The 23619-nt window shown below is 58.3% G+C and carries 20 protein-coding genes and 3 pseudogenes; 9 read left to right on the plus strand and 14 right to left on the minus strand.

Going from position 1 to position 23619, the window contains the following annotated elements; all coding sequences use genetic code 11:
* Positions 1 to 90: 90 nt before the first annotated feature.
* From VRB54_RS07480 to VRB54_RS07490, 3 genes are all read left to right on the plus strand, one after another.
* Positions 91 to 369, plus strand: coding sequence for a hypothetical protein (locus VRB54_RS07480; RefSeq protein ID WP_003238638.1), 279 nt, complete (start codon positions 91 to 93; stop codon positions 367 to 369).
* Positions 370 to 407: 38 nt separating this feature from the next.
* Positions 408 to 1169 (plus strand): CHAD domain-containing protein, encoded by a 762-nt coding sequence (locus VRB54_RS07485; protein WP_338480184.1) that lies wholly within the window; start codon positions 408 to 410, stop codon positions 1167 to 1169.
* 110 nt (positions 1170 to 1279) lie between these two features.
* Positions 1280 to 2077: a thioesterase family protein gene (locus VRB54_RS07490; protein WP_338480186.1), complete on the plus strand. Its 798-nt coding sequence runs from the start codon at positions 1280 to 1282 to the stop codon at positions 2075 to 2077.
* A 9-nt stretch (positions 2078 to 2086) separates the two neighbouring features.
* On the opposite strand, the pseudogene VRB54_RS07495 reads toward VRB54_RS07490, so the two are convergent.
* Positions 2087 to 2296, minus strand: a pseudogene (locus VRB54_RS07495) (terminase); the annotation flags it as partial.
* A 199-nt stretch (positions 2297 to 2495) separates the two neighbouring features.
* On the minus strand, positions 2496 to 2948 hold the full coding sequence (locus tag VRB54_RS07500; protein WP_338480188.1) for an Imm50 family immunity protein: 453 nt from the start codon (positions 2946 to 2948) through the stop codon (positions 2496 to 2498).
* 111 nt (positions 2949 to 3059) lie between these two features.
* Between VRB54_RS07500 and VRB54_RS24480 the strand changes: the two are divergent.
* Positions 3060 to 3196 (plus strand): annotated as a pseudogene (locus tag VRB54_RS24480) (glutamate carboxypeptidase); the annotation flags it as partial.
* Positions 3197 to 3261: 65 nt separating this feature from the next.
* Here VRB54_RS24480 and VRB54_RS07505 read toward each other — a convergent pair.
* From VRB54_RS07505 to VRB54_RS07535, 7 genes and pseudogenes are all read right to left on the minus strand, one after another.
* Positions 3262 to 3585 (minus strand): hypothetical protein, encoded by a 324-nt coding sequence (locus VRB54_RS07505; protein ID WP_338480189.1) that lies wholly within the window; start codon positions 3583 to 3585, stop codon positions 3262 to 3264.
* A complete protein-coding gene (locus VRB54_RS07510) occupies positions 3582 to 3704 on the minus strand; it encodes a hypothetical protein (RefSeq protein ID WP_338480190.1) in 123 nt (40 codons plus the stop codon). The genes VRB54_RS07505 and VRB54_RS07510 overlap by 4 nt, the downstream gene beginning before the upstream one ends.
* 173 nt (positions 3705 to 3877) lie before the next feature.
* Positions 3878 to 4678 (minus strand): annotated as a pseudogene (locus tag VRB54_RS07515) (IS5 family transposase); the annotation flags it as partial.
* A gap of 67 nt (positions 4679 to 4745) precedes the next feature.
* Positions 4746 to 5078, minus strand: coding sequence for a hypothetical protein (locus VRB54_RS07520; protein ID WP_338480191.1), 333 nt, complete (start codon positions 5076 to 5078; stop codon positions 4746 to 4748).
* Positions 5075 to 9781 carry an RHS repeat-associated core domain-containing protein gene (locus VRB54_RS07525; RefSeq protein ID WP_338480192.1) on the minus strand — a complete coding sequence of 1569 codons (4707 nt, stop codon included), beginning with the start codon at positions 9779 to 9781 and terminating at the stop codon, positions 5075 to 5077. Before VRB54_RS07525 ends, VRB54_RS07520 begins: the two co-directional genes overlap by 4 nt.
* A 198-nt stretch (positions 9782 to 9979) precedes the next feature.
* On the minus strand, positions 9980 to 11449 hold the full coding sequence (locus VRB54_RS07530) for a methyl-accepting chemotaxis protein (protein ID WP_338480193.1): 1470 nt from the start codon (positions 11447 to 11449) through the stop codon (positions 9980 to 9982).
* Positions 11450 to 11546: 97 nt separating this feature from the next.
* Positions 11547 to 12353, minus strand: coding sequence for a TatD family hydrolase (locus tag VRB54_RS07535; RefSeq protein ID WP_338480195.1), 807 nt, complete (start codon positions 12351 to 12353; stop codon positions 11547 to 11549).
* A gap of 236 nt (positions 12354 to 12589) precedes the next feature.
* Between VRB54_RS07535 and VRB54_RS07540 the strand changes: the two genes are divergently transcribed.
* The 3 genes from VRB54_RS07540 to VRB54_RS07550 all read left to right on the plus strand — a co-directional run bounded on the left by VRB54_RS07540 (position 12590) and on the right by VRB54_RS07550 (position 15118).
* Positions 12590 to 14011 carry a transglycosylase SLT domain-containing protein gene (locus VRB54_RS07540; RefSeq protein WP_338480196.1) on the plus strand — a complete coding sequence of 474 codons (1422 nt, stop codon included), beginning with the start codon at positions 12590 to 12592 and terminating at the stop codon, positions 14009 to 14011.
* Between the two features lie 104 nt (positions 14012 to 14115).
* Positions 14116 to 14550, plus strand: coding sequence for a DoxX family protein (locus VRB54_RS07545; RefSeq protein WP_338480197.1), 435 nt, complete (start codon positions 14116 to 14118; stop codon positions 14548 to 14550).
* A 259-nt stretch (positions 14551 to 14809) separates the two neighbouring features.
* Positions 14810 to 15118, plus strand: a complete 309-nt coding sequence (locus VRB54_RS07550; RefSeq protein WP_338480198.1) for a class I SAM-dependent methyltransferase — start codon at positions 14810 to 14812, stop codon at positions 15116 to 15118.
* Positions 15119 to 15122: 4 nt separating this feature from the next.
* Here the strand turns inward: VRB54_RS07550 and VRB54_RS07555 are convergent, their stop codons facing one another.
* From VRB54_RS07555 to VRB54_RS07565, 3 genes are read right to left on the minus strand one after another with little or no spacing between them, the layout of a single operon-like run.
* A complete protein-coding gene (locus VRB54_RS07555; RefSeq protein ID WP_338480199.1) occupies positions 15123 to 16865 on the minus strand; it encodes a GldG family protein in 1743 nt (580 codons plus the stop codon).
* Between the two features lie 15 nt (positions 16866 to 16880).
* Complete coding sequence (locus tag VRB54_RS07560) at positions 16881 to 17606, minus strand: ABC transporter permease (protein WP_338480200.1); 726 nt, start codon at positions 17604 to 17606, stop codon at positions 16881 to 16883.
* Positions 17603 to 18529 (minus strand): ABC transporter ATP-binding protein, encoded by a 927-nt coding sequence (locus VRB54_RS07565; protein WP_338480201.1) that lies wholly within the window; start codon positions 18527 to 18529, stop codon positions 17603 to 17605. The genes VRB54_RS07560 and VRB54_RS07565 overlap by 4 nt, the downstream gene beginning before the upstream one ends.
* A gap of 247 nt (positions 18530 to 18776) precedes the next feature.
* Here VRB54_RS07565 and VRB54_RS07570 point away from each other — a divergent pair, with 247 nt between their 5' ends.
* Entirely contained in the window at positions 18777 to 19769 is a 993-nt protein-coding gene (locus VRB54_RS07570; protein ID WP_338480202.1) for a hypothetical protein, read from the plus strand.
* A gap of 127 nt (positions 19770 to 19896) precedes the next feature.
* A complete protein-coding gene (greB, locus tag VRB54_RS07575; RefSeq protein WP_338480203.1) occupies positions 19897 to 20370 on the plus strand; it encodes a transcription elongation factor GreB in 474 nt (157 codons plus the stop codon).
* A 45-nt stretch (positions 20371 to 20415) separates the two neighbouring features.
* Here greB and VRB54_RS07580 read toward each other — a convergent pair whose 3' ends face one another.
* Together VRB54_RS07580 and VRB54_RS07585 are read right to left on the minus strand one after the other, a co-directional pair.
* Positions 20416 to 22926 (minus strand): ABC transporter permease, encoded by a 2511-nt coding sequence (locus VRB54_RS07580; RefSeq protein WP_338480204.1) that lies wholly within the window; start codon positions 22924 to 22926, stop codon positions 20416 to 20418.
* Positions 22926 to 23609, minus strand: a complete 684-nt coding sequence (locus VRB54_RS07585; protein WP_338480206.1) for an ABC transporter ATP-binding protein — start codon at positions 23607 to 23609, stop codon at positions 22926 to 22928. Before VRB54_RS07585 ends, VRB54_RS07580 begins: the two co-directional genes overlap by 1 nt.
* Positions 23610 to 23619 lie beyond the last annotated feature (10 nt).

Here is a 23619-nt window from a genome sequence, read left to right on the forward strand (position 1 = left end):
CTTCACGTTACAGGCCGTCCTACAAGGCACTTTTCTTCGTAGGCACCGTCTACAGCGTACGACTGTTTTTCTTATTTTGAGGTGTCATTGATGAAAGCCTGGATGTGTGTGCCCGTGATCCTGTTGGCCCTGGCCGGTTGCGCTGGTAAAACCGCTTACCGCGACAGCTGCGGGTCGCAATTGGATGCCGCCTGGAAAGAGCTGGACCTGGCCAAGGCCGAAGGTTTTGCCGGCACTGTCAGTTACTCCAAGGCTTTGTCGCTGTTGACGGGCGCCAAGACCCAGCAGCAATTCGAAGCGTTCGAGGGCTGCTCCAACAAAGCCGAAAAAGCGCGGTTCTATATTCGTGAGTCGCGCGCCGGGCGTTGATCGGTTAAACAGGGTTTTCATCGAAAAGGGAGGACAGGATGTCAGCGTTGGTTGATCAGTTAGTCACCCAGGTCATTGGCCTGGAAGTAGGGTTGCTGAGCTGCCAGGCTCGCCTTGCCGCCGTCACCGACGATGAAGCCTTGCACGACCTGCGCACCACCGTGCGCCGCCTGCGCAGTCTGTTGCGCCCGTTGCGTGAATTGCCGGGTGTCGAGCAGCTTGAACTGGCGGCCGGCACGGTGGGCCGCTTGACCACGCCGCTACGCGACCGCGAGGTGCTGGCGGCGTATTTGCGTCAGCAAGGGTATCAAGCGGCTGCAGAGCGTCGGCTGCGTCTGCAACCTGACGCCTATCGCCAGGTGGCGCAAAGCCAGGAGCTGGCGCACCTGCTGCAGATTCTCGATGCATTCCCGCGATTTATTCGTGCCGCCCAGCGTCAGAAATTGCTCAAGAGCCTGCGTTCGCGTATCAAAAAGCGCCTGGCCAAACAATGGCGCAAGCTGGGTGATGCGCTGAACGATCCGAGCCACGATCGCCACCGGCTGCGGCTGTTGATCAAGCGCGTTCGTTATGCAGCCGAGGCTTACCCCGAGTTGGACAAGCTGCCGGCCAATGCCTTATCGCGTCTGAAAAAAGCCCAGGGCGCCCTGGGTGATTGGCATGATTGCTGGCAGTGGCTGGCCCAGGCCGAACAGCAGGTTGACCTGCTTCCCTGCGTGCCGGTCTGGCATACCACCATGACAAAGGCCGAGGCGCAGGCTGATCGCGTGCTGGATAAACTGCGCGCCGATTGTTTCTGAACCGTATTTCGCCCGCGTCTGCAGGTCCGGTTTTTGGCGGGAACAGGCGCTGTACCTTAAGGGCGTGATGGTTAAGATGCGTCGATCGATTTTCCTGATATGAGGCTGCCATGCGCTTTAGTGATTTAATCGACGCAGTTCGTCGCAACCCGCTGGATGTCACCATCCCCGCCGAGTGGGGCCAGGGCCGCGCCAGCTTCGGCGGCCTGGTTGCCGCGCTGCTGTATGAAGCCATGATTGCCCAGGTGCCGGCCGGACGGCCGTTGCGCTCCCTGGCGATTACTTTTGTGGGGCCGGTGGCGCCGGATGTGTCGGCCAGCTATCAGGTCGAAGTGTTGCGCGAAGGCAAGGCCGTCAGCCAATTGCTCGGTCGCGTGGTGCAGAACGGCGAAGTCGCAACCTTGGTGCAGGCCAGTTTCGGCGCTTCCCGCGTCTCGGAAATTGACGTGGCCAGCGAGCCGGCCCCGGTGTTCAAACATTGGGATGAAGGCGAGGACTTACCCTACATCAAGGGCGTCACCCCCGAGTTCATGCGGCACATGTCGATGCGCTGGACCGTGGGCGGCCTGCCGTTCAGTGGTCAGAAATCCCGCACCATGGGCGGCTGGATTCGTTTGCGTGGCGACGTGAAAGAGGAGCCCCTGACCGAAGCGCATATCCTCGCACTGGTCGACGCCTGGCCGCCGGCCTTGCTCCCGCACCTGAGCAAACCGGCCCCGGGCAGTTCACTCACCTGGACCATCGAGTTCATTCAACCCCTGCAGGACCTCACCACCCTCGACTGGTGCCAGTACCACGTCACCATCGAACATGCCCGCGACGGCTACGGCCACACCGCCGCCGCCTTTTGGAGCCCGAACGGCGCACTGATCGCCATCAGCCGCCAGACAGTGACCGTGTTCGCCTGAACCTCAGCGACGCTGCAACCCCAAGCCTGCCAGGATCCCGACCACACCCACGGCAACACTGGCCAGGCTGGTGCTGAACACACCCGAAGCGATCAGTAGAAAGCCGGTGATAAACAGCGGCACAGCGATCAACTGCAGCGCCTGGTGAGTGGCGTGTTGCTGGTTTTGCGGGTAGTTGCGCCATTGCCAGGCGGGGAAATCAGGATGACGTTTGCCCATGATGGTAAATCCTCTGTCTGTTTAAACAACATGGGCAGAGTTTAGGTGGGGCAGTGTGGGCGCGGCGAATTGGGGTTGGCTATGGGGGTCATAGACGACATGAGTACACTGTCTTCGGGCCCAAATGACGCAGTCATGGTCGTCCATGTGTACCAGAAACGTGAGGTTGCCATCGGTCACCCAGAATGGATAACCTTGTTCAATAGCAAGCTGAGTCTGGATCATTCATGTATACGGATGGCCCGCTAAGAGAAGGATATTTAGTTCTAAATTCAATTAATGATCCTGTAGATTCCGCTCTTACGGAAAAGAAGTTTTCGTGCTTGTGTACTGACATGTTAAGCGTATCCAATGTAGGTAAGTTTTTTATGATGAGGTCAGTAATTCCGCCACAGCTAAGGCCTATTCGGCAAGTGTTAAAGCCTTCTCTAATCCATTTTTCAGGTGGTCTGTCTGGTATTTCAGATATGTCAAACTCCATGTTTATATGGGATCTGTTGTTGTCTATGTTGAAGGAAAAAATGGTTATTTTTCCTATCGGGATCGACGTAGAGAATACTTGATTAAAGAAAATACTTCTTTCGAAATCATTCCAGAATTTCATTTTCTTGCTCATAAAAATAGTGTTGTCCAGTTCGTTCCAATATTTCATTTTTACCCTTGAATAGCCCAGCAACTTAGGCCTTAGCCAGCAACTCCATCTGCAATCCCTCGCACTGTGTGATCAAGCGAAGGACTTTGCAGAGGTTGGTAGATAAAAGAAGTAGGCCTTATTCGCGGGGATGGATTCGGGATTGTGGGGGCAATATTCATACGCCGGAGGAATATGCTGAGGTGGAGAGTGTGGTGCCGCGGGTGTATTTGTTGAGTCGGATGATTATGGAGCTTTCGAAGCGGTGAGTGGGGGGCTCACTCGGTGTTGAGTGAGCATGTTTTTGTTGCGGTAGCTTCTGCATCATAAGTAACTAGCAGTTGAGTAAAGTTAGCATGAACTTCCTTTTGTTTAAGATTTCGTCTTCGAAGTATGTGTCAAATAGATAAAATACAGACTCAAAGTCATCTCCCTTTTCTAGGAAATATTGAAGTGTATCGATATGCCAGCGCCTTTCATCAGGCTTGTATCTCATGAGCTCTGGTTTTGTAAGGGTTTCAAATAAGCTTATAAGTTCTTGTTCGTTGTTCACGTTTTTTGAACGAATCAACTCTTCTCTTTTAGAGTCTCGTGAGTTTTCTATGCAGTAAGTGAATAGGAGACCTTTGATGATTTGTAAATCTGGTTTAAATTTCATTCGAGGTCACCATAGGCAGTGATAGGCTGTCCATTTTCATTTAAAAAGACTCTTGCATTTCTTGTTTTTCCGTATTCATAATTTTCTTTTTTATAGCCTTCGCCAATAATTTTACCCATGTCCATTGGTCTTTTAGATACCGATAAATTTGTCTGCTTGAAGATGAGCTGTGCACGGTAGATAGCGTTTAACTGATCCCTGTGACTTAAAAAGTGAGTGGCTGCACTGGGCGGTCTAGGTTCTCCCGTATGGGGACCACCCAAAACGGATGCTCGACCTTAGCGCGAACCTAGGCCTTGGCCTTCTCGATTTTGCGGATCGCCTTGTACAAAACACTGCGTTTTCCGTGCTCTTTGTAAGTGCTGCGGCGAGCGGCAATCTGCCAAATGACCTTGCGCCCAGCGTGTTCTTCGCGCTTCTCGACCCCGGTGTAACCTGCGTCAGCGCAGACTACGATTTCCTCGCCGTGCAGCAGTTTGGCAACCTGCGTGACGTCTGCCACATTGGCCGCTGTGACCTCGACGCTGTGCACCAGGCCTGACTCGTCGTCGGCGCCGATATGAGCTTTGGCGCCGAAATAGTACTGGTTACCTTTCTTGGTTTGATGCATCTCAGGGTCGCGTTTGCCATCTTTGTTCTTGGTCGAACTGGGCTTATGAATCAGCGTGGCATCGACGATAGTGCCTTGACGCAACGACAAGCCACGGTCGCCCAGATAACCATTAATTACGCTGAGAATCCCGATCGCCAACTCGTGCTTTTCCTGCAGACGACGGAAGTTGAGAATGGTGGTTTCGTCTGAAATGCGCTCCAGGCTCAGGCCTGAAAACTGACGCAGGATGGTCGTCTCATACAGCGCTTCTTCCATCGCCGGATCGCTGTAGCCGAACCAGTTCTGCATCAGATGAACACGCAGCATCGCCATCAGTGGGTAGGCCGGACGGCCACCTTCGCCTTTTGGATAATAGGGCTCAATCAGGGCAATCAAAACCTTCCAGGGCACCGCCTGATTCATCTCGATCAGGAACAATTCCTTACGAGGCTCCTTGCGCTTGCCGGCGTATTCGGCGTCGGCGAAGGTCATCTGTTTCATCATCGAAAAGCTCGGCAACTGGTGTCCGGAGATTTTGCCAAATTAGGAAGTCTTTTTCAGAGTTTCCTTAGAAGTAGAAAAAAACTCCCGTTTCCTTATCTAGTGCTAATTCATTAATGCTGATTAGTTTTTCCAGGAGTTTAGGGTTTTCGGGTAAAGAATGCTCTTTTAGTATTTTAAGCATTTGTTCGAGCTCCTTGTGAGCGACGATATATTCATCTTCATAATCGTCAATGTTTTTTATAAGAGATGTGTTGATAATGTTGAATAGTCCCGATTTTTCCAGTTGCAGATATTCAGAGTTTGTAAGGAGTAAACGTTCCAACAGGGTTGATGGGCAGGCATCAACGTCTAGTAGAGACATCGCTTTTTTAGAAAGTGGGGTGCAAATTAATTTCACTGCTCTCTTCCTTTTTTAAAGTGTGTGACCTCATTGTACTCAGCTTGTGTCCTGCCCATTTGCTTTCCTGAAGGGGAGATTTTGTTGTTTGGTACTGTCCCCGCCAAACTCAGGTAGCGCCTCGAACCTGATAATGACGGATCGTAGATCCTAAAGTAGGCTCCATTCAAGTCCTCAACTACTTCAATACCACTTTCAGGGTTTTTGTATATCTTTTTGCCTTTGCTCGTAGTGGTTACTATTGAGTCGGAACCGGCGAATTTGATTACATTTTCGTTTAGATCCGCTGTTTGCCAGTTCGCAGAATATCGAGCTGCTCGCTGTGCGCCTCCTGTTTTTGGTAACTCGGTATCACCTTCATCAACTCGCACTGCCTTAATTGGATCATTAGCGTCTAGCTTTGGCTTACAGTCGTCTTTACCAGGACAAGTGTTCAGCCCCAGCGGATCCACCCACCCGGTAGGATTCGGCACGTACTGGTACGCATTGATCCCGCCCGCCAGCTTCACCGGGTCCGGCGTCAGATAGCGCCCAACATCCGGATTGTAGTAGCGATGTCGGTTGTAGTGCAGGCCGCTTTCTTGGTCGAAGTATTGGCCTTGAAAGCGCAGCGGGTTATCGACTTTTCCGACGTCGAGGCGGCTGATGTGGCCGTAGGCGCGGTAGTGGGCGGACCAGACGATTTCGCCGTCTGCGGCGGTGAGTTCCTGCGGGGTGCCGAGGTGGTCGAGTTGGTAGTGGTAGGGTTTGGTGGCGTTGGGGCCGAAACCTTCCAGCAGGGCCAATGGCCGGAAGCTGTCGGGTTCGTAGAGGTAGCTGCGGTGGCGGTCGGCGTGGTGTTCGGCGATCAGTTTGTCGCCTTGCCAGAAAAATTCCGTCGTTATTCCGCCAACGGTTTTGCTGATGCGGCGGCCAAAGGGGTCGTAGCGGTACTCGGCGGTTTGGCCGCTGGGTTGGGTGATGCTGGTTAAACGATGCTGGCAGTCGTAGCGGTATTCGGTGATCAGTGCGTGACCTTTGCCACGACGTTCGCGGATCAGGTTGCCGAAGGCGTCGTAGTCGTAATGCCGGTCGCCCTGGATCATCAGGCGATTGGCGGCGACGATATCCGGGCCGGGGCGGTCGTGCATCAGCAGGTTGCCGGCCGGGTTGTGACCGAAGCGTTCCTGCAGGTCTTGCGAGTGGTCGGCGCGGGTCAGGCGGTGGAGCGGGTCGTAGGCGTAGTGGTGTTCGCCTTTGCGCGTATCGAGAATGCGAGCGAGGTTGCCGGATTTGTCGTAGTCGTATTGGCGGCGGTAGAGGTTTTGGTGCTGCTGAGTGATCGCGTGAGCGTGCAGGCGGTGTTGGTCGTCGTAATGATAATGGCTGAGCAGTTGGCCTTGCTGCCGTTGCTGCTCCTGACCGGCTTTGAATAGATGCGAAGTGAGCACTTCACCGTTGAGTTCGACGGTGCCGAGGTGGCCGCCTTTATCGTGGTTAAACGTGACGCGGTTGTTGTCCGGCAGGCGCAGGCGCTGCAGTTGTCCGCAGGCGTCATAGCCATAACGCAAGGTGCCCCAGCCTTGATGCTCGGCGGTCAGGCGGTTTTGTCGATCGTACTCGTAGGCCAGCGCCCAGTGACCGTCTTCGACGCTGAGGAGATTGCCCTGGCGGTCGTAGGCATAGTCAACAAGGGCGCCATCGGGCAGGGTTTTTCTGATAAGACGTCCGGCGTGGTCACGCGCGTAGCGGGTAACCAACTGACTGCCATCGTCGCCGTATTCAGTCTTTTCCTGCAGGTTGCCGTTGAGGTCGTAAACGTAGGCGCTGCGCTGACCATCAAAGCCGATTTCCTGCTGGATCAGGCCGTTGGGATGGTAGGCAAGCCGGTAGGTCTCGCCGACCTCGTTTTCAATCTCGGTCAGCAATAACCGCGCATTGTCATAGCGATACTGGACCTGAGTGCCGTCGGCATTGAGTCGCCGACTGATCAGGTGCAGCCCATCGGCATACTCGTAGCGGGTGACGTGCCCCCGTTCATCGCGTTCGGCGGTGATTTTTCCGTAGGCGTTGTAGCTGTATTCCCTGCATGCACCGCCCGGCAATACCAGACGAATCAGCCGGCCCACACTGTCCCACTGATACTGGGTCAGCGCGCCATGCTCATCCTCGCGCGCCACCTGTCGCCCGAGGTCGTCATAGCGATAGCGCCTGATCCCGCCATTGGGCAACTGCTCCTCAAGCAGTTGCCCGCGCTCATTCCATACCAGCCGCTGACAACTGTGATCGGGATACCAGACGCCAATCAACTGCCCGTGTTTGTTGTAGCTGTAGTCAGTGACATGTCCGTCAGGATCGGTCTTGCGCGTTACGTCGCCTTGTTCATTACGCTCGTACTTCCAAACCGCCTCACCACGCCTTACAACCCGTACGAACCCGTTGTCATGCTCGTAGGACGTCGGCTCATCGTCCCCCGGAAACAGCGCCACCAAGCGTCCAGCATCGTCGTACTGATACGCCGTCACCGCACCCAGCGGGTTCTGCTCAACCGTCAGCCGGCCTTTTTCATCGTAGGATTTGAAGTGTTGAGCGCCATCCGGATCAACCCGCTGCACCAGCCGCGCCCGCGGGTCATGCACATACACTTCCTGGCTGCCATCGGCGTTATGCACGGTGACGCGCCCGTCATCACCCCACACATAGCGCGTGTCCATCTGCGTAAAACTGGCCCAATGCCGCACACAGCGCGCCGCCTTGCCGGAACGTTCCCACGCCCAGAAGAAACTCGCCCCACCGGCCAGCCCACGCTCGAGAATCACGTGCTGCTCGTCGTACCGATAAACCTCGCACTCACCTACAGCATTGGTCGCCGACACCAGTCGGCCTGCGTCGTCGTAGGTGTAGGACACAACCGTCTGTTCAGTGACCCACTCGTAAGGCTCACGGCCCTTGGCGCGATGCACCTGATAGTCCACCGCGCCAATCCGGCCCTGCGCATAGCGCAACCACAGCGAGCGCCCGGCGCCGTTGTCCAGCCGCTCAATACGCCCCAGCACATCGCGGGAAATGCGCAGCCGGTTGTCATACGCATCACTGATCGACACCAGCACGCCATCGCGAAAGTGGTAAAACCGCGACGCCTGGGCCAGCACCAGTTCATCCGGTAAATCGCCCAGAAAGATCGCTGCTTCTGCCAGGCTGTTGGTGATCGCCGGGCGTGAAGCGGTCGGCAAGGGCAGGGTGGTCGACCGATTCTCATGGTCGGTCCACAGCACCGAATCGCCGGACACCACCAGCCGCTGCGCCAGGGCATGGCTCCAGCCAAACCCCAGCCCAACATCGATTTCCACCGCACTGGTGCGATACACCCGCGTCCACTCAAACGGCAAAATCCCGTCCAGCGTGCCGTCGGTGAGGGTGAGCAATTCCTCGCCGGTGACCATCGACACCGGACAGCCGTTGGTCACGGTTTTATCGGAAGAGGCAGCCGCATCCCCCGCCGGGTTCTTCGCCGAAACCGGCACATCATCCACGGGCGATTCGTGCACGAGTGCGGTGCGCTGCTGCTGGCTGCGCACCGCCGGCACGGCGTTCGGCACCAGCTCCTCGCCCACTTTCAGCGGCGCCACCGTCTTGATCGGCGTGGCCGCGCTCCCCAGCAGCAACGGCTTGGCCGTCTCGACATGCTGCGCCAACCCCGGCGGCGCCAACTGCTCGGCGAGCATCTCCAGCCAGCGGCGTACCTGCCCGGACTTGATATGACCCACCACCTGCACGCCCAGGCGAATCTTCACCCCCATGCCCCGCGTGGCCCAGATCAGCAACAGGTTGATCAGCACCTCGCCGGTGATTTCGCCCACCAGCTCAAGCATCTGCGGTGGCGGTAGCAGGCGGATCCAGCTGGTCAGCGCCGACAGGTAGATAAACAGCAGCGGCTCATCACTGAGCACCAGCAGGCCATGGGCGATGGCGTCCTTGCCCAGTGTGAGCAGCTCATCCAGCTCGCTTTGGGAGACATAGCGCAATAACTGCTCGCTGTTGGCCTTGAGGTTGGCGATCAGGTCGTACAGCTGCGTAATGTTGTCCCACAGGTTGTAGAGGGCTTTGGCCAAACCGCCCGCGAAGGCGGCGCCTTGCAGGGCGCTGCGCTTTAAGGGTGGGGCTTTGGCGAACTCAGCCCACTGCGCTTGGAAGGTGTCTTTCCATTCCTCGCGCAAGCGAATTTCCAGCCCGGCGATCAGCGACTGATAAGACGCATACAGCGCTTTGACGTGGTCTTTGGAAACGTTGGGGTAGAAGGTGATGTGATACGGCTGGCCGCGGGTGCATTCCGGGATTTCAAGCCTGCCGCTGGCATCTATCGTGCGCTGGAGCGGGGCGCCGATCGGACTGCCATCCGCTGCGATGGCCTGCACCATCACCGGCGTATCGCCGATGGGCACAAGGCGAGTGCTCTCGAACAGATGCACCAGGGTCAGCGAACCCTGGGCGGGGCAGGTCGCGACAACAGCGCTTGGCGTGCGCGAAGACGCCGGCGCACTCAGCGTGACGTCGTCGCCGACCTTGAAGATCTGTTCAAGCGCCAGCGCCGAGCCGCTCCAGAAACTCTCGGCCCATGCGTCGAAGGTGTTCAGGCAATCGCGAAAGTCACGAAAAACGCTTTCGACGTCCGGTGCCTTGGCATCCATTGGCGCCAGCACCAGCTTGGCAATGACCGGAATCATGAAGCAGCCCCGCAACCGGGGGCCTTAGCCAGCAACTCCATCTGCAATCCCTCGCACTGTGTGATCAGTCGAAGGACTTTGCAGAGGTTGGGATATAAAAGAAGTCGGCCTTATTCGCGGGGATAGCTAGGAAATTTCGCCAAAGCTTCAAGGTAACTCAGGCCCGGTTGTAGGAACCGGATTACGGGTTGAACAGCCCTACAGCTTCAGTTGCCCAATCGCCATGCTCAGCTCTCCCGCCAGCGTCGCCAGCTCACTGCTGGTCGTGGCTGAACCCACCGTCTGCCGTACGGTGTTTTCGGTCACATCGCGAATGCTCACCACCGCGCGGTTCATTTCTTCGGCGACGTGGCTTTGCTGCTCGGCGGCGACGGCGATCTGGGTGTTGCTTTCGCGCATCTGCGCCACGGCGCGGGTTATGTCGGCCAGTGCTGCGCCGGCTTCCTGGGCTTGCTGCACGCAGTCGTCGGCCTTGAACGAGCTTTCCTGCATGAAGTCCACCGCGTCGCGGGTGCCGGCTTGCAGGGCCGATACCATGCGGGTGATTTCGTCGGTGGAGCTTTGCACGCGTTTGGCCAGGTTGCGCACTTCGTCGGCGACCACGGCAAAGCCACGGCCCATTTCTCCGGCGCGGGCAGCTTCGATGGCGGCATTCAGCGCCAGCAGGTTGGTTTGTTCGGCGATGCTGTGAATGACGCCGACCACGCTGTTGATCTTGTGACTGTCTTCGGCAAGTTTCTGGATCATTTCGGCGGTCTGTTGCACGCCGGTGGACAGCCCGGCAATCGAATGCTGCACGCGGGTGACCACGGCCTGGCCGCTGCCGGCCAGGGTGTCGGCAGTCTGCGAGAGGTCGCGAGTGGCGCCGGCGTGCTGGGCGATATGGTGAACGGTGGCCGTCATTTCATTGATCGCGGTGGCGGCCTGGTCGGTTTCGCTTTGCTGACCGAGCATGCCGTGCTGCACTTCATTCATGCTGCTGGCCAGTCGCGCGGCGCCTTCGTCCAGTTGCCGAGCAGTCTGCGCGACGGTATTCACCACCCGTTGATAGCCCGCCTGCATGGCGTTAAAGGCACTGGCCATCTGCCCGACTTCGTCCTTGCACGCCAGCGGCACACGGGCCGACAGGTCGCCGGTTTTCTCCACGTGCAACATGATGTCCTTGAGGGTGTTGAGCTGGCTGAGCAGGAAGCGGATCAACAGTTGCGAGGCGCCGAGCATGGCCAGCATCAGAATCGCCACGGCCGCCGCGTAGCGGGTGAAGCGTTCGCCCAGCACCTGACTCAGGCTGGGTGCATACGCCAAAATGGCTATGTGTTGGCCATTGGCGCGGTTGATCACTTCAGCACCTGTCAGCGGATTTTCGCCGAACAGCGGTTCGTGTTTCAGTTCGACCCAGCCGTTGGCGCCTTTCAAGGCTGACAGATCCTGTGGGATTTGATCGTCGGTAAACGTCAGCCATGACTCGCCGGAAGGCAGCGGCTTATCGGCAGGCCAGGCGCTGAGCAAGCGTCCTTGCGCCTGCGCCGAAGCCTGGGACGCTTGGCTGCGCGCCTGTTGCTCCAACTGCACGGCGTAAAGCACCAACAGCAGGGTGGTGATGAAGGCGACCGCGTTGACCGCCCAGAATTTGTATTTCAGCGAGATATTGCTAAGCCAGGCACCCATGGAAGGTTTTCTCTGATAGCGGAAACAGCATTGGCAAGGTGCCATTATTGTGCCGCTACTCAGGAGCGCCTGTTTTGATATGGGTCAATGCGCCGTATCACGCCACGACAGGTAATCCGAAAAAGGCGCGGGCGCAGGCGGTGCTGTGCCGGGCCAGGTCTTCGGCGCTTTCGTTGCGGTGCAGGGCGACTTCGCGCAGCACCTCTGGCAGATAGGCCGGTTCATTGCGCCCGTTTTTTGGCTTGGGGCGCAGGGTGCGCGGCAGCAGGTAGGGCGCGTCGCTTTCCAGCATCAGACGGCCACGGGGAATTTCCCTGACCAGCGGATGCAGGTGCGTCCCACGGCGTTCGTCGCAGATCCAGCCGGTGATGCCAATGTGCAAGTCGAGGTCGAGGTAGCTGAACAGCGCCGCCTGTTCGCCGGTGAAACAATGCACCACGGCGGCGGTGAGGTGATCACGGTAATCCTTGAGAATCTCTAGCAGGCGTGCGTTGGCGTCGCGCTCGTGCAGGAACACTGGCAGTTTCAGCTCGACGGCCAGGGCCAGGTGTTCCTCGAGAACTTTTTCCTGCTGTGGGCGAGGGGAGAAGTCCCGATTGAAGTCCAGCCCGCATTCTCCCACGGCGCGCACGCGTGGTTGGCCGAGCAACCCGCGCAAACGCTGGGCGCTGTCGCCGTGCCAGTCGTTGGCGGAGTGGGGGTGCAGGCCAGCGGTGCTGAACAGGCGTTGCCCGCTTTCGTCGAGTTTCTCGCACAGGTCCAGCGCCTGTTCGCTGCCGTCGACGCTGGTGCCCGTCAGCACCAACTGATGCACGCCTGCGGCGTAGGCACGCTCGAGAACGGCCTGATGCTTCCCGTCGAAACTGGGGTTGGTCAGGTTGACGCCGATATCAATGAGTTGCATGGTGCTATCTCCGCCTTCGGCCGGAAAGCATATCAGAGCTGTAGATTTATAAGAAAATCCAAGAACTACAAAAGGTTATAGCTGTCTTTGAACGTCACTCGCGACTTTGTGATGGCCCCGCCGCCTTTCATCCTGCCGCCATTGCGTGCAAAGCCTGCGCATAAAGCGCTCTGTTTCTGACCTCCAGCACCGCGTTTTTCGCACGGGCGCTGGCCAGTATTCTTTCCGGAGAGCGGATGATCCGACCCTCGGCAATGCTTGTGATGTGCCTGACGCTGCTGCTGCCCCTGGCGGCGGTGGCGCGTCTGGACGGGCCGGTGGAAGTGGTCAAGCCCGGCAAGGTGCGAGACCTTGCGCAAATTCGTTCCAGTCGCACCCTGCGGGTGCTGGTCAACCAGAGTCGTAACAGCTCCGGCGAGGTACAGGGACAGGCCATTGGCGTCGAATATCATCGCCTGCGTGCCTTCGAGCAATACCTCAATGGCCACGCCCGTGATGGCCAGGAAATCAACCTCAAGATCATTCCCAAGGCCAAGGACCAACTGCTGGGCGCGCTGGCCCGTGGCGAAGGCGATCTGGTGGCGCCCGGCGAACTGCTGGACATGAAGGCCGCGCACAAGATCAGCACCAGCGACCCGATTGCCAGTGATGTGCCGTTGTGGCTGGTCGGGGTCAAGGGCGAACGACGCTTTACCCGGCTTGAGCAGTTGTCCGGCCGCACCTTGACGCTCACCACCGGCAGCGCGGCGGCGGATGCGATCAGCCAGGTCAACCAGAAGCTGGCCCTGCACAAGCAGGCGCCGATCAAGGTGGAATGGGTCGATCCGAGCCTGGCTGTGGAGGATGTACTGGAGATGGTCCAGGCCGGGATCTTCCACCTGACCATCGTGGAAAAGCCGATTGCCGAACGCTGGTCGAAGATCCTGCCCCGGTTGCGTTTCGACAGGCAGGTGGTGATCAGTGAGCCCGGCGACGAGTACTGGTTTGTCCGTCAGGATGCATCCATGTTGCGCGCCAGCATTGACCGCTTTCTCAAGACTTACCGAACGCCGACCGACCAGGACGTGGCGTTCCAGCGCATCTATCGTCGGCTCTACCAGGTGCGTAATCCACTGGCGCGTGCCGACCGCCAGCGGCTGGAGAAACTGCGTCCGGTCCTGCAAAAGCATGCGCAAGAACAAGGCATGGACTGGTTGAACCTTGCCGCGCTGGCGTTCAAGGAGTCGGCGCTGGATCCGGGCGCGCGCAACAGCGGCGGCCCCACCGGCCTGATGCAGATCACGCCGTCGGCTGCGCAGCGGGTGGGCGTGAATAATATCGAGACGCTCGATAGCAATGTGCAGGCGGGCGCGCGTTACCTGGCGATGATCCGCCGCAAGTTCTTTTCCAGCCCCAAACTCAACGAGCGTGAGCGCATGGCCTTTGTGCTGGCGGCCTACAACATGGGCCCGGAGCGGGTGCAGGGCATGCGCACCGAGGCGAAACGCCGTGGACTGAACCCCAACCAGTGGTTTTTTCAGGTTGAACGCATTGCCATGGAGCAAGTGGGGATGGGCGGCGTGAGCTATGTGAATAGCGTCAACAAATATTACCTGGCGTTCGATCGGGAGAGAGCGTCGCTGGAGCCGCGGACGCTGAAAGTCGCCTTGCGGAAATAATCAATTTTATAGATGTTGATAAAGCGTTTTTTCGACTTTTATCATTTGTTAATCTGATTAATATAGCGGTCAACCATCTTCTACCCACAAAAGGATTCACATCCATGAGCCCATTGATCACACGTGTTCTGTCCACCCGAGCCGGCTACGGCCTGACGATTCTGCGCATCTTTGTCGGTGTCATCTTTGCGGCGCATGGTTCGCAGAAACTCTTCGGCTGGTTTGGCGGCGGTGGCCTGGCGGGTACCGCGCAGTTCATGGAAAGCGTCGGCCTGGCGCCTGGCACGCTGATGGCCCTCCTGTCGGGGGGCACCGAGTTTTTTGGCGGCCTGGCGCTGATCATCGGCCTGCTGGCACGCCCTGCAGCCTTGGGCCTGAGCGTGCTGACGCTGGTGGCGATCTTCTCGGTGCACATCCATAACGGCCTGTTCATGGCCAACAACGGTTATGAGTTTGCTCTGGCCTTGCTTGGCGGCGCGTTGGCGGTGTTGCTGGAAGGGGCGGGCAAGCTGTCCGCTGACCGCGCCATCATCCGCTGAGGCCTGCTTTAGCCCTTTCAAAAGGCCCGCCACGTGCGGGCTTTTTCGTTGCTCGGGATTCTTGACACTGCCCCACCGGCTTCTCTAGGATGCTGCTCATGCGCCGATTTAAACAGCTAATTGCGGGGCGCCACGGGACTGAATGCAGTCCGACAGAACCTTGCGCTCGTCAGCAGACAGGGTTCGAAATACCGCTAAACCGCTGGTTCGGTGTTGCCTCTCACCTGCCCGCAGACTTTTGAGGCAGAGACACGACACGATGAATGCACTACGCCCCTTGATACGCCTGGCTCCCATTACTGCGGACCTGACCCAGCGCAATCCGAAAATTCTCCTCGGCGGCAAGCATCAGCCAACGCTCCTTCGTTATCTGGACGGCTGGCCGCGTCGCACGGGGCGGCCTTCTGCGTTTCTCATCCAGTTTGTGGAAGACGGCGATCCTCTCTCGCGCTTTGCGAACAACAGCTTTGACCTGGCGGTTATCCAGGCACCCAGTGCCATCGATGCCCCTGAAGTGATTCGCCAATTGACGCGTATTGCCCGGCAAGGGTTGATTGCGCGTCGCTGATAAATCAGTGAGCGTTGGCCGCGTACGCTGAGCGGCGTCGGCGCTGGTGCAGCGCGAGTGCCCAGGCAATCAGGCATAACGGCAGCGGCACTGCCAGGACCATGAGCAATACCAGCTCTCGCTCCAATCGCAGGACCTGCGCATAGGCCTCAACTTTCAAAGTGTGCATTTCAATGGGCAGGCGCAGGCGTTCTTTATTGAGTGCCTGCAATTGGACAGTTGTATCCACTGCTTGGGTGACAACGTCGGTGTTGCGCGGGCTCTGCTGTTGCCACGCCTGTTCCGTGCGCGCAAGCCTTCGTTCGAGTTCTCCGGCTTTCTGTAAATACATTTGTGCGGCGGTCTCGCGCATTTGCTTCAGCAGATGTGGCGTCGGGCTCTTCGTTGCTCGCGGACGAATGTTCGCAAGTACAGCGGGTGCAGCCAGGTTGTCCAGCGTATTCAAGACAAACCGCACGTTGCTGTTGCGGGTTGAGCTGACGACGGTGTCTGTGAGCATATCGGTGTCCGCGACCACCGTGACCTGGATCGCCGTCGCGTCTTGCAGACCGGCGGGCAGGCCCTTGATGCCGTCGGGGAATGCCGAGTAGGCGGGCCCTTCGATGCGGGCAGCGATCACATGGGACTGCATGGGGGCATTCGCTTCATTGATTGAATCCAGCGCAAGCATGGAAGCGGATCGACTGGTATCCAGCATTATTGAGCGCCTGGAGCTCTGCAGCAGCGGTGTCAACGTGGTATGGCTTTTGCGGATAAGGGACAGTGCGCCGCTGCTCGACACCGTAACTGAGCTGAGATTCCAGCTGCTTATGTCATGGGTGTTCATGTCCTGGCGGAGCACGTTCAAGCGGGCAGCCTGTTGTACCGTGGTTGTTCCCGGGCCTGACAAGGTGGACGAGGCATACACGTTATCGATCAACATCTGCTCGCTCGGCATCTGGAGGCCCCAGGCAGCAAGGATTCCGTCCAGTGCAGAATCTGCCGGTGCCGGGCTCGATGTCGTCTCGCTCAACGGATCAACAAAAATCATCAGCTTGCCGCCCCGCATTACAAATTGTTCGATCGCGTAAAGCGCGCGCTCGGGCAGCAAGCGGGGGTGCACCACCATCATCGTCTCGATGGAGGAGGGAATCTGGCCGATAGTCGGCGACAACTCCACCAGCTTGAAATGCTTGTGCATCTGCTCCAGCAACTGTCCGGCAGCGGTTTGAAGTTTCAACCCTGACAGCACACCAACGGTCGGCGGCTCGGAACGCGTCAATGTGTGGATCAAATGGCCGATCTCATATTCAAGCAATGCTTCATGATCAGGGTTGAATGCACTGATACGCTGAGTGCCGATGCCTGCGCGGGCGCCTATGAGGCCGAGAAAACCGTGTTGGTCGTCAAGGCCGTATAGCGCGGCTTTGTAGGCGTCTTCCGAATAGGGCGCCGGGTCAATGATGTGCAGATTGAGCATGCCTTTCGCCGCCTTTTCGTACTGCTTGAGCAGGTCCTCCACACGCTCGCCATAACGGTTCAATACCTGGCTTCTTCTCGGGTCATTTCTTGAGTTGAAATAATACAGGTCGAGCGGGCTTTCCAGTGTGGCGAGCAACTGCCGTGCGGGTAGCGATAAGGTGTGGATTTTTTGCTGAGAGGCATCCCAGCGGATGTCGGGGATGTGTTTGATCCACACCAGGTTAAATGCCAGGAACAGCAATGATATGACGATTAGCGTCATACCCGGAAGAAGAGCGGATCGCATACGGTACTTCGCTTCTCAACGGCTTTTATAATTGAGCGTGACCGTAGATGCCAATAGAAAGGCAAGGATCATGCTAATGAAGAATAAACTGGCACTCAGTGTCAGTTTTCCATTATCAATAGTGTCAAAGCGTGAGAGCGGATCAAGGGATATTAAACTGTCAATGATCCAGATCGGCATTTGATGTTCAAACGCCTCAATAACCAGAGACAGTGCACTGGCAGTGAGCAGTAATCCTATGGTTAACAGGAAAATAATTACCTGTTGGCGGATCAGCGTACAGATAAAACACGCTACGGATAAATAACTTCCCGCCAGTAACCAGCTCGACAAAAATTGTGAGCGAATAACGCTGTTGTCCGTCTCTCCCAGGTGATTAGCGATGAGCACGATGGGGAACATCAGCATCAGGACAATCCCGCAGACGAACCAGGCGGCCAGGAATTTGCCGAACACACATTCGAACGGGGTAATGGGCAGGGTTTTTATCAGCGTGCGAAAGCCCACGTCGTGCTCATCCGACCATAGCTGGATCGATAATGCTGGAATCAGCAGCAGGTACAGCCAGGGATGAAACTGGAAAAAAACCTGCAAGTCGCTGCTGTCCCGCTCAAGCCACTGACCCAACTGCAACCCCAGTCCCGCGCACAGCACCAAGAAAACCGCAGCACTCAGGTAAGTGCTGGGCGAGCACGCATACCGGGTGAGCTGATGCGTAAAAATTACCGGAAGTCGTTTCAAGGATGCACCTCCTGACTAAGGTTGTGAACGACATCATTCAGGCGACCCTGCTCCAGGCTTAGCGAGGTGATATTCCAGCCGCGGCTGGCAATTAGGGCGTTGATATGGGGATAAATGGTTTGCCCCGGCAGGGCGAGAACGGTCACCGTACCAGGCGCATGGAGGTCCTCTTCGATTCCCGCAACACCGGGTAATACGGCGAGCGCCAGTAAATCCAGCGGTACTTGCGCAGCCAGGGTTACCGCATGGTGATGCCGGGAGTTGCGCTGCAACTCGGGCAGCGGTGTGTCAGCCACCAGTTGGCCGTCTGCCATAACCAGCGCGCGCGTGCAGAGGGTGGACAGTTCGTCGCAGCGGCGAGAGGCAATGATGATGGTCATCTCGTCGCTCAACGATTTGATGAGCATTTTGAATGGGAGCAGGTGCTCTGGTGACATGCCCTCAGTCGGCTCGTCCAGCAGCAAAAGGCGAGGTGTGTGCAGGATGGCCTGGGCGATTGCGACCTTGCGCTTCCATGGCGTGGACAGTACGGCCAGGGGAGCGTCCATCACAGGGAATAATTCCAGGCGCGTGGCGGTATTATTTATCCGCTCGCGCTTTTCGGAGCCGCTGAACCCTCGAAGGGCAGCAATGAAGTTGAGAACGCTTTTGACTGACATACGGTGATGATTGAGGCCACCCTGGAGTTGATAGCCGAGGGCTTCCTGAGCTTGATACGGGTGGGTTTGAGTATTGAAACCTGCAACGCTGATTCGTCCGCCCGACAGATTCGATAAGCCGGCGATCAAATTCAACAGTGTCGTCTTTCCCGCACCGCTGTTCCCGAACAGGCCAATGCATTCCTGGCGTTGAGCGGAAAACGAAAGGTCATGAATCAGTTTTCTTTTGCCCAAGTACTTTGTAATACCGTCTATCTCGAGCATTTTTTTACCGAATGGTTTGACAGAGCTTAATGTGGGTAATGCCGTTCAGGCATCGTTCAGCGCCTGAAAAAGGGTACGTTTAAACCTGATAATTGGGAACGTGGGGGTGGCTCAATAAGATAAGTCCTACGCTCGGCTGCCTAGCCAGCTGAAACAATAAAATGACTGTTAGCTTGTCAATGGCCAGATATATCTCTGGTGTTTTACTTATATAAGGTTTGCTCTTTTTCAGTGAGGCCTGATTATCATGATGCTGTTACGTACCCTTGTGCTTGAACATGGCGATCAGGGAGCGCCGGTCAACGGCGCACTCCTGTGTGGATTTGCTGTGGCACAGATCCAATCCAACTTTCTGGTCTACAGTCTCGACGAAGAGGTGGAGCCCGGAAATTCCAGAGTCTATATTGCAGCGTTGCGTAAAAAAGCCGATCGTCATTTTCTGAGTGGCGTCGAGTCCAGTGACGACTTGCAAGTGGCTATGCAGGCGTTCAAACAAATTCTGATGGCGGCAGCGGCTTCCTCTAGCAGGACGAGCTCTGCCGAGGCTGCGGTCCCGTATCATTTCATTGATATGAAAGGTTGCAAGTTGCCTCCCGCCAGGCCCGAGGATCATCACTCGATGATCATCAAGAAGGCTCTGGTGATGAAGGTCATTACCTTGGGCATCTCTGCCCCAGTGTTGCCGGCGATCGAAAGTGCTTCGTTGATCGTGCCGTCCATTCGCTTCTCGTCGCAAATGGTCTCGCCTCCCAGAATCGCCAAACCGTCAAGGCAAGCAGAAGAGCAGGTGAGCGAGCCTGCTGTTGACGCGTCGTTGCAGGCCCCACTCGCAGTGGCGCAAGCTTCGACCCGTGTTGAGCCCACAGCGGTCACTCAATTTGAGCCAGATGAGTCGGCATCGCGCCAACCTGTGGCACAGACGGAACACGCCACGCTGGTTGAGGTGGACAGTACGCTGACCAATCTGGCCAAGGTCGCTCAGGAGCTGGCGCAGAAGCAGCTTGCGGTTGTCGAACGAGAGCAGATGCTTGAGCAGTGGGAAGCTCGGTTGCAGCAGGCACAGGCCGCCCATGATGAAAAAAGCCGTGATCTGGAGCAGCGCGAAACGCAACTGCACCAGCGAAATCTGCAGGTTGACCAGAAGGCCGGACGACTCTCGCAGGCGACAGCACAGGTGTCGGACATGCGACAGCACCTGCAGGATGTGCTCCTTGAGTTGGACCGGTCCCTGGACAGCTAGCCCGGAGCCAGGATGTTCTCTCACGTGCTTTCCACGGTTCATTTATCATCTGCCCTTGCCGGTCAATGCCAGGGCATGAAGCTGTGGCATATCGGCACCATTGGACATTGCCTGGGGATGCAAGGGTTTGAGCACCAAGCTGATTACCAAAGAAGGCCACGAAGCGCTGAAGAAAGAGCTGGATTACCTCTGGCGGGAAAAGCGCCCGGACACCACACGCAAGGTGACCTGGGCTGCTTCCCTGGGGGATCGCAGCGAGAACGCGGATTACCAGTACAACAAGAAACTGCTACGTGAGATTGACCGACGGGTGCGCTATTTACGCAAACGCCTGGAAGACATGCGCGTGGTCGAGTACATGCCTGAACAGGAAGGGCGGGTATTTTTCGGCGCGTGGGTCGAGATCGAGAACGAGCAGGGCGAGACCAAGCGCTTTCGTATCGTGGGCTATGACGAGATTTATGAGCGGATGGACTATATCTCCATCGACTCCCCCATGGCCCGGGCGTTGTTGCGCAAGCAAGTCGATGACGAGGCCATCGTGCAAACCCCGGGCGGCGAAGTCTGCTGGTGGATTACCGCTATCGAATACGTGAAATAGGTATCGATGGCCTGTCGTCTGTCATGACGGCGGGCCATCGATTTTTCAGCCTTCGCGCAATACCGTCAGGGGGCTGGCATTCAGCGCCCGGCGGGTACCGAATACGCCGGCGCCGCCGATCAGAACCGCGCCGATCACCGGCAGCAGCAACAACCATGGGTGGGGTTGCCAGGCCAGGTCAAAGGCGTAGCGATACAGCACCCAGGTAACCAGTTCGGTGCCCAACGCTGCCAGCACCCCACTGACCGCCCCCAGCAAACCGAACTCGATGCGCCGCGCCTTCACCAGCAACTTGCGTTCCGCCCCCAGCGCACGCAGCAACGCCCCCTGGCGAATCCGCTCATCGAGGGTGGCCTGCAAGCCTGAAAACAGCACCGCCATTCCCGCCGCCAACACAAACAGCAATACGTACTCGACGGCCAGGGTGACCTGGGCGAGGATGCTGCGCAGCTGTTCCAGCAGGGCTTCGACCTGCAGGATAGAGACGGCCGGGAAGGCCCGCGACAGGTCGACGACCTGCTGGTCGTGGCCGGGCGCCAGGTAGAAGCTGGTCAGGTAGGTAGCAGGCAGGTCCTTCAGCGTGCCAGGCTGGAAAATCATGAAGAAGTTGGGCTGGAAATTATCCCAGTTGATGGTGCGCAGGCTGGTAACCCGCGCTTCACGGTTTTCCCCGGCAATGGTAAACACCAGATGGTCATCGAGCTTGAGCTTCAGGCTTTCAGCGACCTTGGCTTCCACCGATACCCCCGGCACGTCATCCGTGGGTTGCGACGACCACCAGGCGCCTGCCGTCAGGGTATTGCCCGGCGGGAGGTCGGCGGCCCAGGTCAGGCTGAGGTCGCGCTGCACGGCGCGGTCGCCACTGGAGTCCTTGCTGACAATATCCTGCACTGCCTCGCCATTGATGCTGATCAAGCGGCCGGGCACCACCGGATACAGTGGCGCCGACTGCGCCTGCACCTCCATAAGGCGGGCGCTGAAGGCGTCCTTGTCGGCGGGCAGAATGTTCAACGCGAAATAATTGGGCGCGTCCTTGGGCAACTGGTTTTGCCAGGTGTCGAGCAGCTCGCCGCGCAACAGGGCGATCAAGCCCATGGACAGCAGGATCAACCCGAACGCCAGCGACTGGCCCGCCGCCGCCAGCGGGTGGCGCAACAATTGGCCCAGGCCCAGGCGCCAGGGCAGGGAGGCGCGGGCCAGCAGGCGACGCAGGCTTTGCAGTAACAGCAGGAGCAGACCGCCGAGGATCAGCGCAGCGACGACACCGCCGCCGAGCAGGGCGAAGGTGAGTACCAGGTCCAGGCTCAGGCGCCACATGATCAGGCCAAGGGCAAACAGGGCGGCGCCGTACACCATCCAGGTGCTGGAAGGAATCGGCAGCAGGTCGCGCCGCAATACCCGCAGCGGTGGCACGCGGCCCAGCGCCGCCAGGGGAGGCAGGGCGAAGCCGGCGAGCGCGATTAGCCCGGTGCCGATACCGGCCACGGCCGGCAGCAGCCCGCCGGGCGGCACATCGGCCGGCAGCAGGTCGTGCAGGAAGTAGAACAGGCCAAACTGCGCCACCCAGCCCAGCAAGGCGCCGGTCAGGCTGGCCAACAGGCCCAGCACGCTCAGTTGCAGGCTGAACAGCAGCATCGCTTCGCGACGTGACAGCCCGAGACAGCGCAGCAGCGCGCTGGCATCGAAACGGCGACTGGCAAAGCGGTTGGCCGACAGCGCCACCGCCACGCCTGCCAGCAGTACCGCGACCAGGCTGGCCATGTTCAGGTAGCGCTCGGCCTTGCCCAGGGCGCCGCCGATCTGCTGGTTACCGTCCCGTGAATCCTGCAGGCGCTGATTGGCCGCAAGGCCCGGCTTGATCAGGTCGCGGTAGGTTTGCAGCGCCGTGCTGCCTTGCGGTGCGCGCCACAGTTCGCGGTAGCTCACGCGGCTGCCGGGCTGCACCACGCCCGTGGCGTCCAGATCGGCCAGGTTGATCATGACTCGCGGCGTGAGGCTGTAGAAATTGCCGGCGCGGTCCGGCTCGTAGGTCAGGATGCGGCTCAGGCGCAGGGTTTTCATGCCCACGTCGATGCTGTCGCCTACTTTCAGGTCCAGAGCGGTCAGCAGCCGCGCCTCCACCCAGGCTTCACCAGGCTTCGGCTCGCCGCCGGAGGTTTCATCACCGAAGGGCACCGCAGCGCTTTTGAGTTGGCCGCGCAACGGGTACTGCTCGTTGATCGCCTTGATGCTGGAGAGTTGGATGCCATTGTCGGTGGCGATGACGCTGGAGAACTCCACGATTCGCGCGTGATCCAGCCCCAGCTCGGTGCCGGAACGGATTTGCTCCTCGCGGGCGGGTGAGCTGCCCTCGAGCACCAGATCGGCGCCGAGAAACTCGGTGGCACGCAGCAGCATCGCGCCATTTAGGCGTGCGCCGAAGTAGCCGATGGCTGTACTCGCAGCCACCGCCACCAGCAGGGCGAAGAACAACACGCGTAATTCACCGGCGCGGGCATCGCGCAGTAATTGACGCATGGCAAGGCTGAACAGGCGCAACAGCGGCAAACGTGCCATCAAGGCTCCAGGGGCGCGACCATCAGGCCGGCTTCAAGGCGGATCAGGCGCCGGCAACGGTGCGCCAGGCGTTCGTCATGGGTGACCAGCACCAGGGTCGTGCCGCTCTCTTTATTGAGTTCGAACAGCAGGTCGCTGATGCGCTCGCCGGTGTGGCTGTCGAGGTTGCCGGTGGGCTCGTCGGCAAACAGCACGTCCGGTTCGGCGGCGAATGCGCGGGCAATCGCCACGCGTTGCTGCTCGCCACCGGACAACTGGCGCGGCGAGTGAGTAAGTCGCTGGCCCAGGCCGACCCGCTCAAGCAAATGCCTGGCGCGCTCGCGGGCGTCCTTGCGGCCGTCCAGCTCCAGCGGCAGCATGACGTTTTCCAGCGCGTTGAGGCTGTCGAGCAATTGGAATGACTGGAATACGAAGCCCACGTGCTCGGCGCGGATGCGCGCGCGCTGGTCTTCGTCGAGTGTGCTCAGGGCTTGCCCGGCGAGGGTGACTTCGCCACTGCTGGGCAGGTCGAGGCCGACCAGCAGACCGAGCAGGGTGGATTTGCCCGAACCGGAGCTGCCGACGATAGCCAGGCTATCGCCCTTGTTCAGTTCCAGGCTCAGTTCGTGCAGGATAGTCAGATCACCTTCCGCGCTGGGAACCACTTTGCTGAGGTTCCGCGCGGTGAGAATGCTTGCGCCCATGGAGAATCCG

The organism is Pseudomonas trivialis (assembly GCF_036864995.1).
GTDB classification, from domain to species: domain Bacteria; phylum Pseudomonadota; class Gammaproteobacteria; order Pseudomonadales; family Pseudomonadaceae; genus Aquipseudomonas; species Aquipseudomonas trivialis.

What these genes read in the sequence shown, in the direction of transcription:
- VRB54_RS07480 (WP_003238638.1), top strand. Translation starts at nt 91, where the DNA reads ATGAAAGCCTGGATGTGTGTGCCCGTGATCCTGTTGGCCCTGGCCGGT.
- VRB54_RS07485 (WP_338480184.1), top strand. Translation starts at nt 408, where the DNA reads ATGTCAGCGTTGGTTGATCAGTTAGTCACCCAGGTCATTGGCCTGGAA.
- VRB54_RS07490 (WP_338480186.1), top strand. Translation starts at nt 1,280, where the DNA reads ATGCGCTTTAGTGATTTAATCGACGCAGTTCGTCGCAACCCGCTGGAT.
- VRB54_RS07500 (WP_338480188.1), bottom strand. Translation starts at nt 2,948, where the DNA reads ATGAAATATTGGAACGAACTGGACAACACTATTTTTATGAGCAAGAAA.
- VRB54_RS07505 (WP_338480189.1), bottom strand. Translation starts at nt 3,585, where the DNA reads ATGAAATTTAAACCAGATTTACAAATCATCAAAGGTCTCCTATTCACT.
- VRB54_RS07510 (WP_338480190.1), bottom strand. Translation starts at nt 3,704, where the DNA reads ATGGGTAAAATTATTGGCGAAGGCTATAAAAAAGAAAATTATGAATAC.
- VRB54_RS07525 (WP_338480192.1), bottom strand. Translation starts at nt 9,781, where the DNA reads ATGATTCCGGTCATTGCCAAGCTGGTGCTGGCGCCAATGGATGCCAAG.
- VRB54_RS07530 (WP_338480193.1), bottom strand. Translation starts at nt 11,449, where the DNA reads ATGGGTGCCTGGCTTAGCAATATCTCGCTGAAATACAAATTCTGGGCG.
- VRB54_RS07535 (WP_338480195.1), bottom strand. Translation starts at nt 12,353, where the DNA reads ATGCAACTCATTGATATCGGCGTCAACCTGACCAACCCCAGTTTCGAC.
- VRB54_RS07540 (WP_338480196.1), top strand. Translation starts at nt 12,590, where the DNA reads ATGATCCGACCCTCGGCAATGCTTGTGATGTGCCTGACGCTGCTGCTG.
- VRB54_RS07545 (WP_338480197.1), top strand. Translation starts at nt 14,116, where the DNA reads ATGAGCCCATTGATCACACGTGTTCTGTCCACCCGAGCCGGCTACGGC.
- VRB54_RS07550 (WP_338480198.1), top strand. Translation starts at nt 14,810, where the DNA reads ATGAATGCACTACGCCCCTTGATACGCCTGGCTCCCATTACTGCGGAC.
- VRB54_RS07555 (WP_338480199.1), bottom strand. Translation starts at nt 16,865, where the DNA reads ATGCGATCCGCTCTTCTTCCGGGTATGACGCTAATCGTCATATCATTG.
- VRB54_RS07565 (WP_338480201.1), bottom strand. Translation starts at nt 18,529, where the DNA reads ATGCTCGAGATAGACGGTATTACAAAGTACTTGGGCAAAAGAAAACTG.
- VRB54_RS07570 (WP_338480202.1), top strand. Translation starts at nt 18,777, where the DNA reads ATGATGCTGTTACGTACCCTTGTGCTTGAACATGGCGATCAGGGAGCG.
- VRB54_RS07580 (WP_338480204.1), bottom strand. Translation starts at nt 22,926, where the DNA reads ATGGCACGTTTGCCGCTGTTGCGCCTGTTCAGCCTTGCCATGCGTCAA.
- VRB54_RS07585 (WP_338480206.1), bottom strand. Translation starts at nt 23,609, where the DNA reads ATGGGCGCAAGCATTCTCACCGCGCGGAACCTCAGCAAAGTGGTTCCC.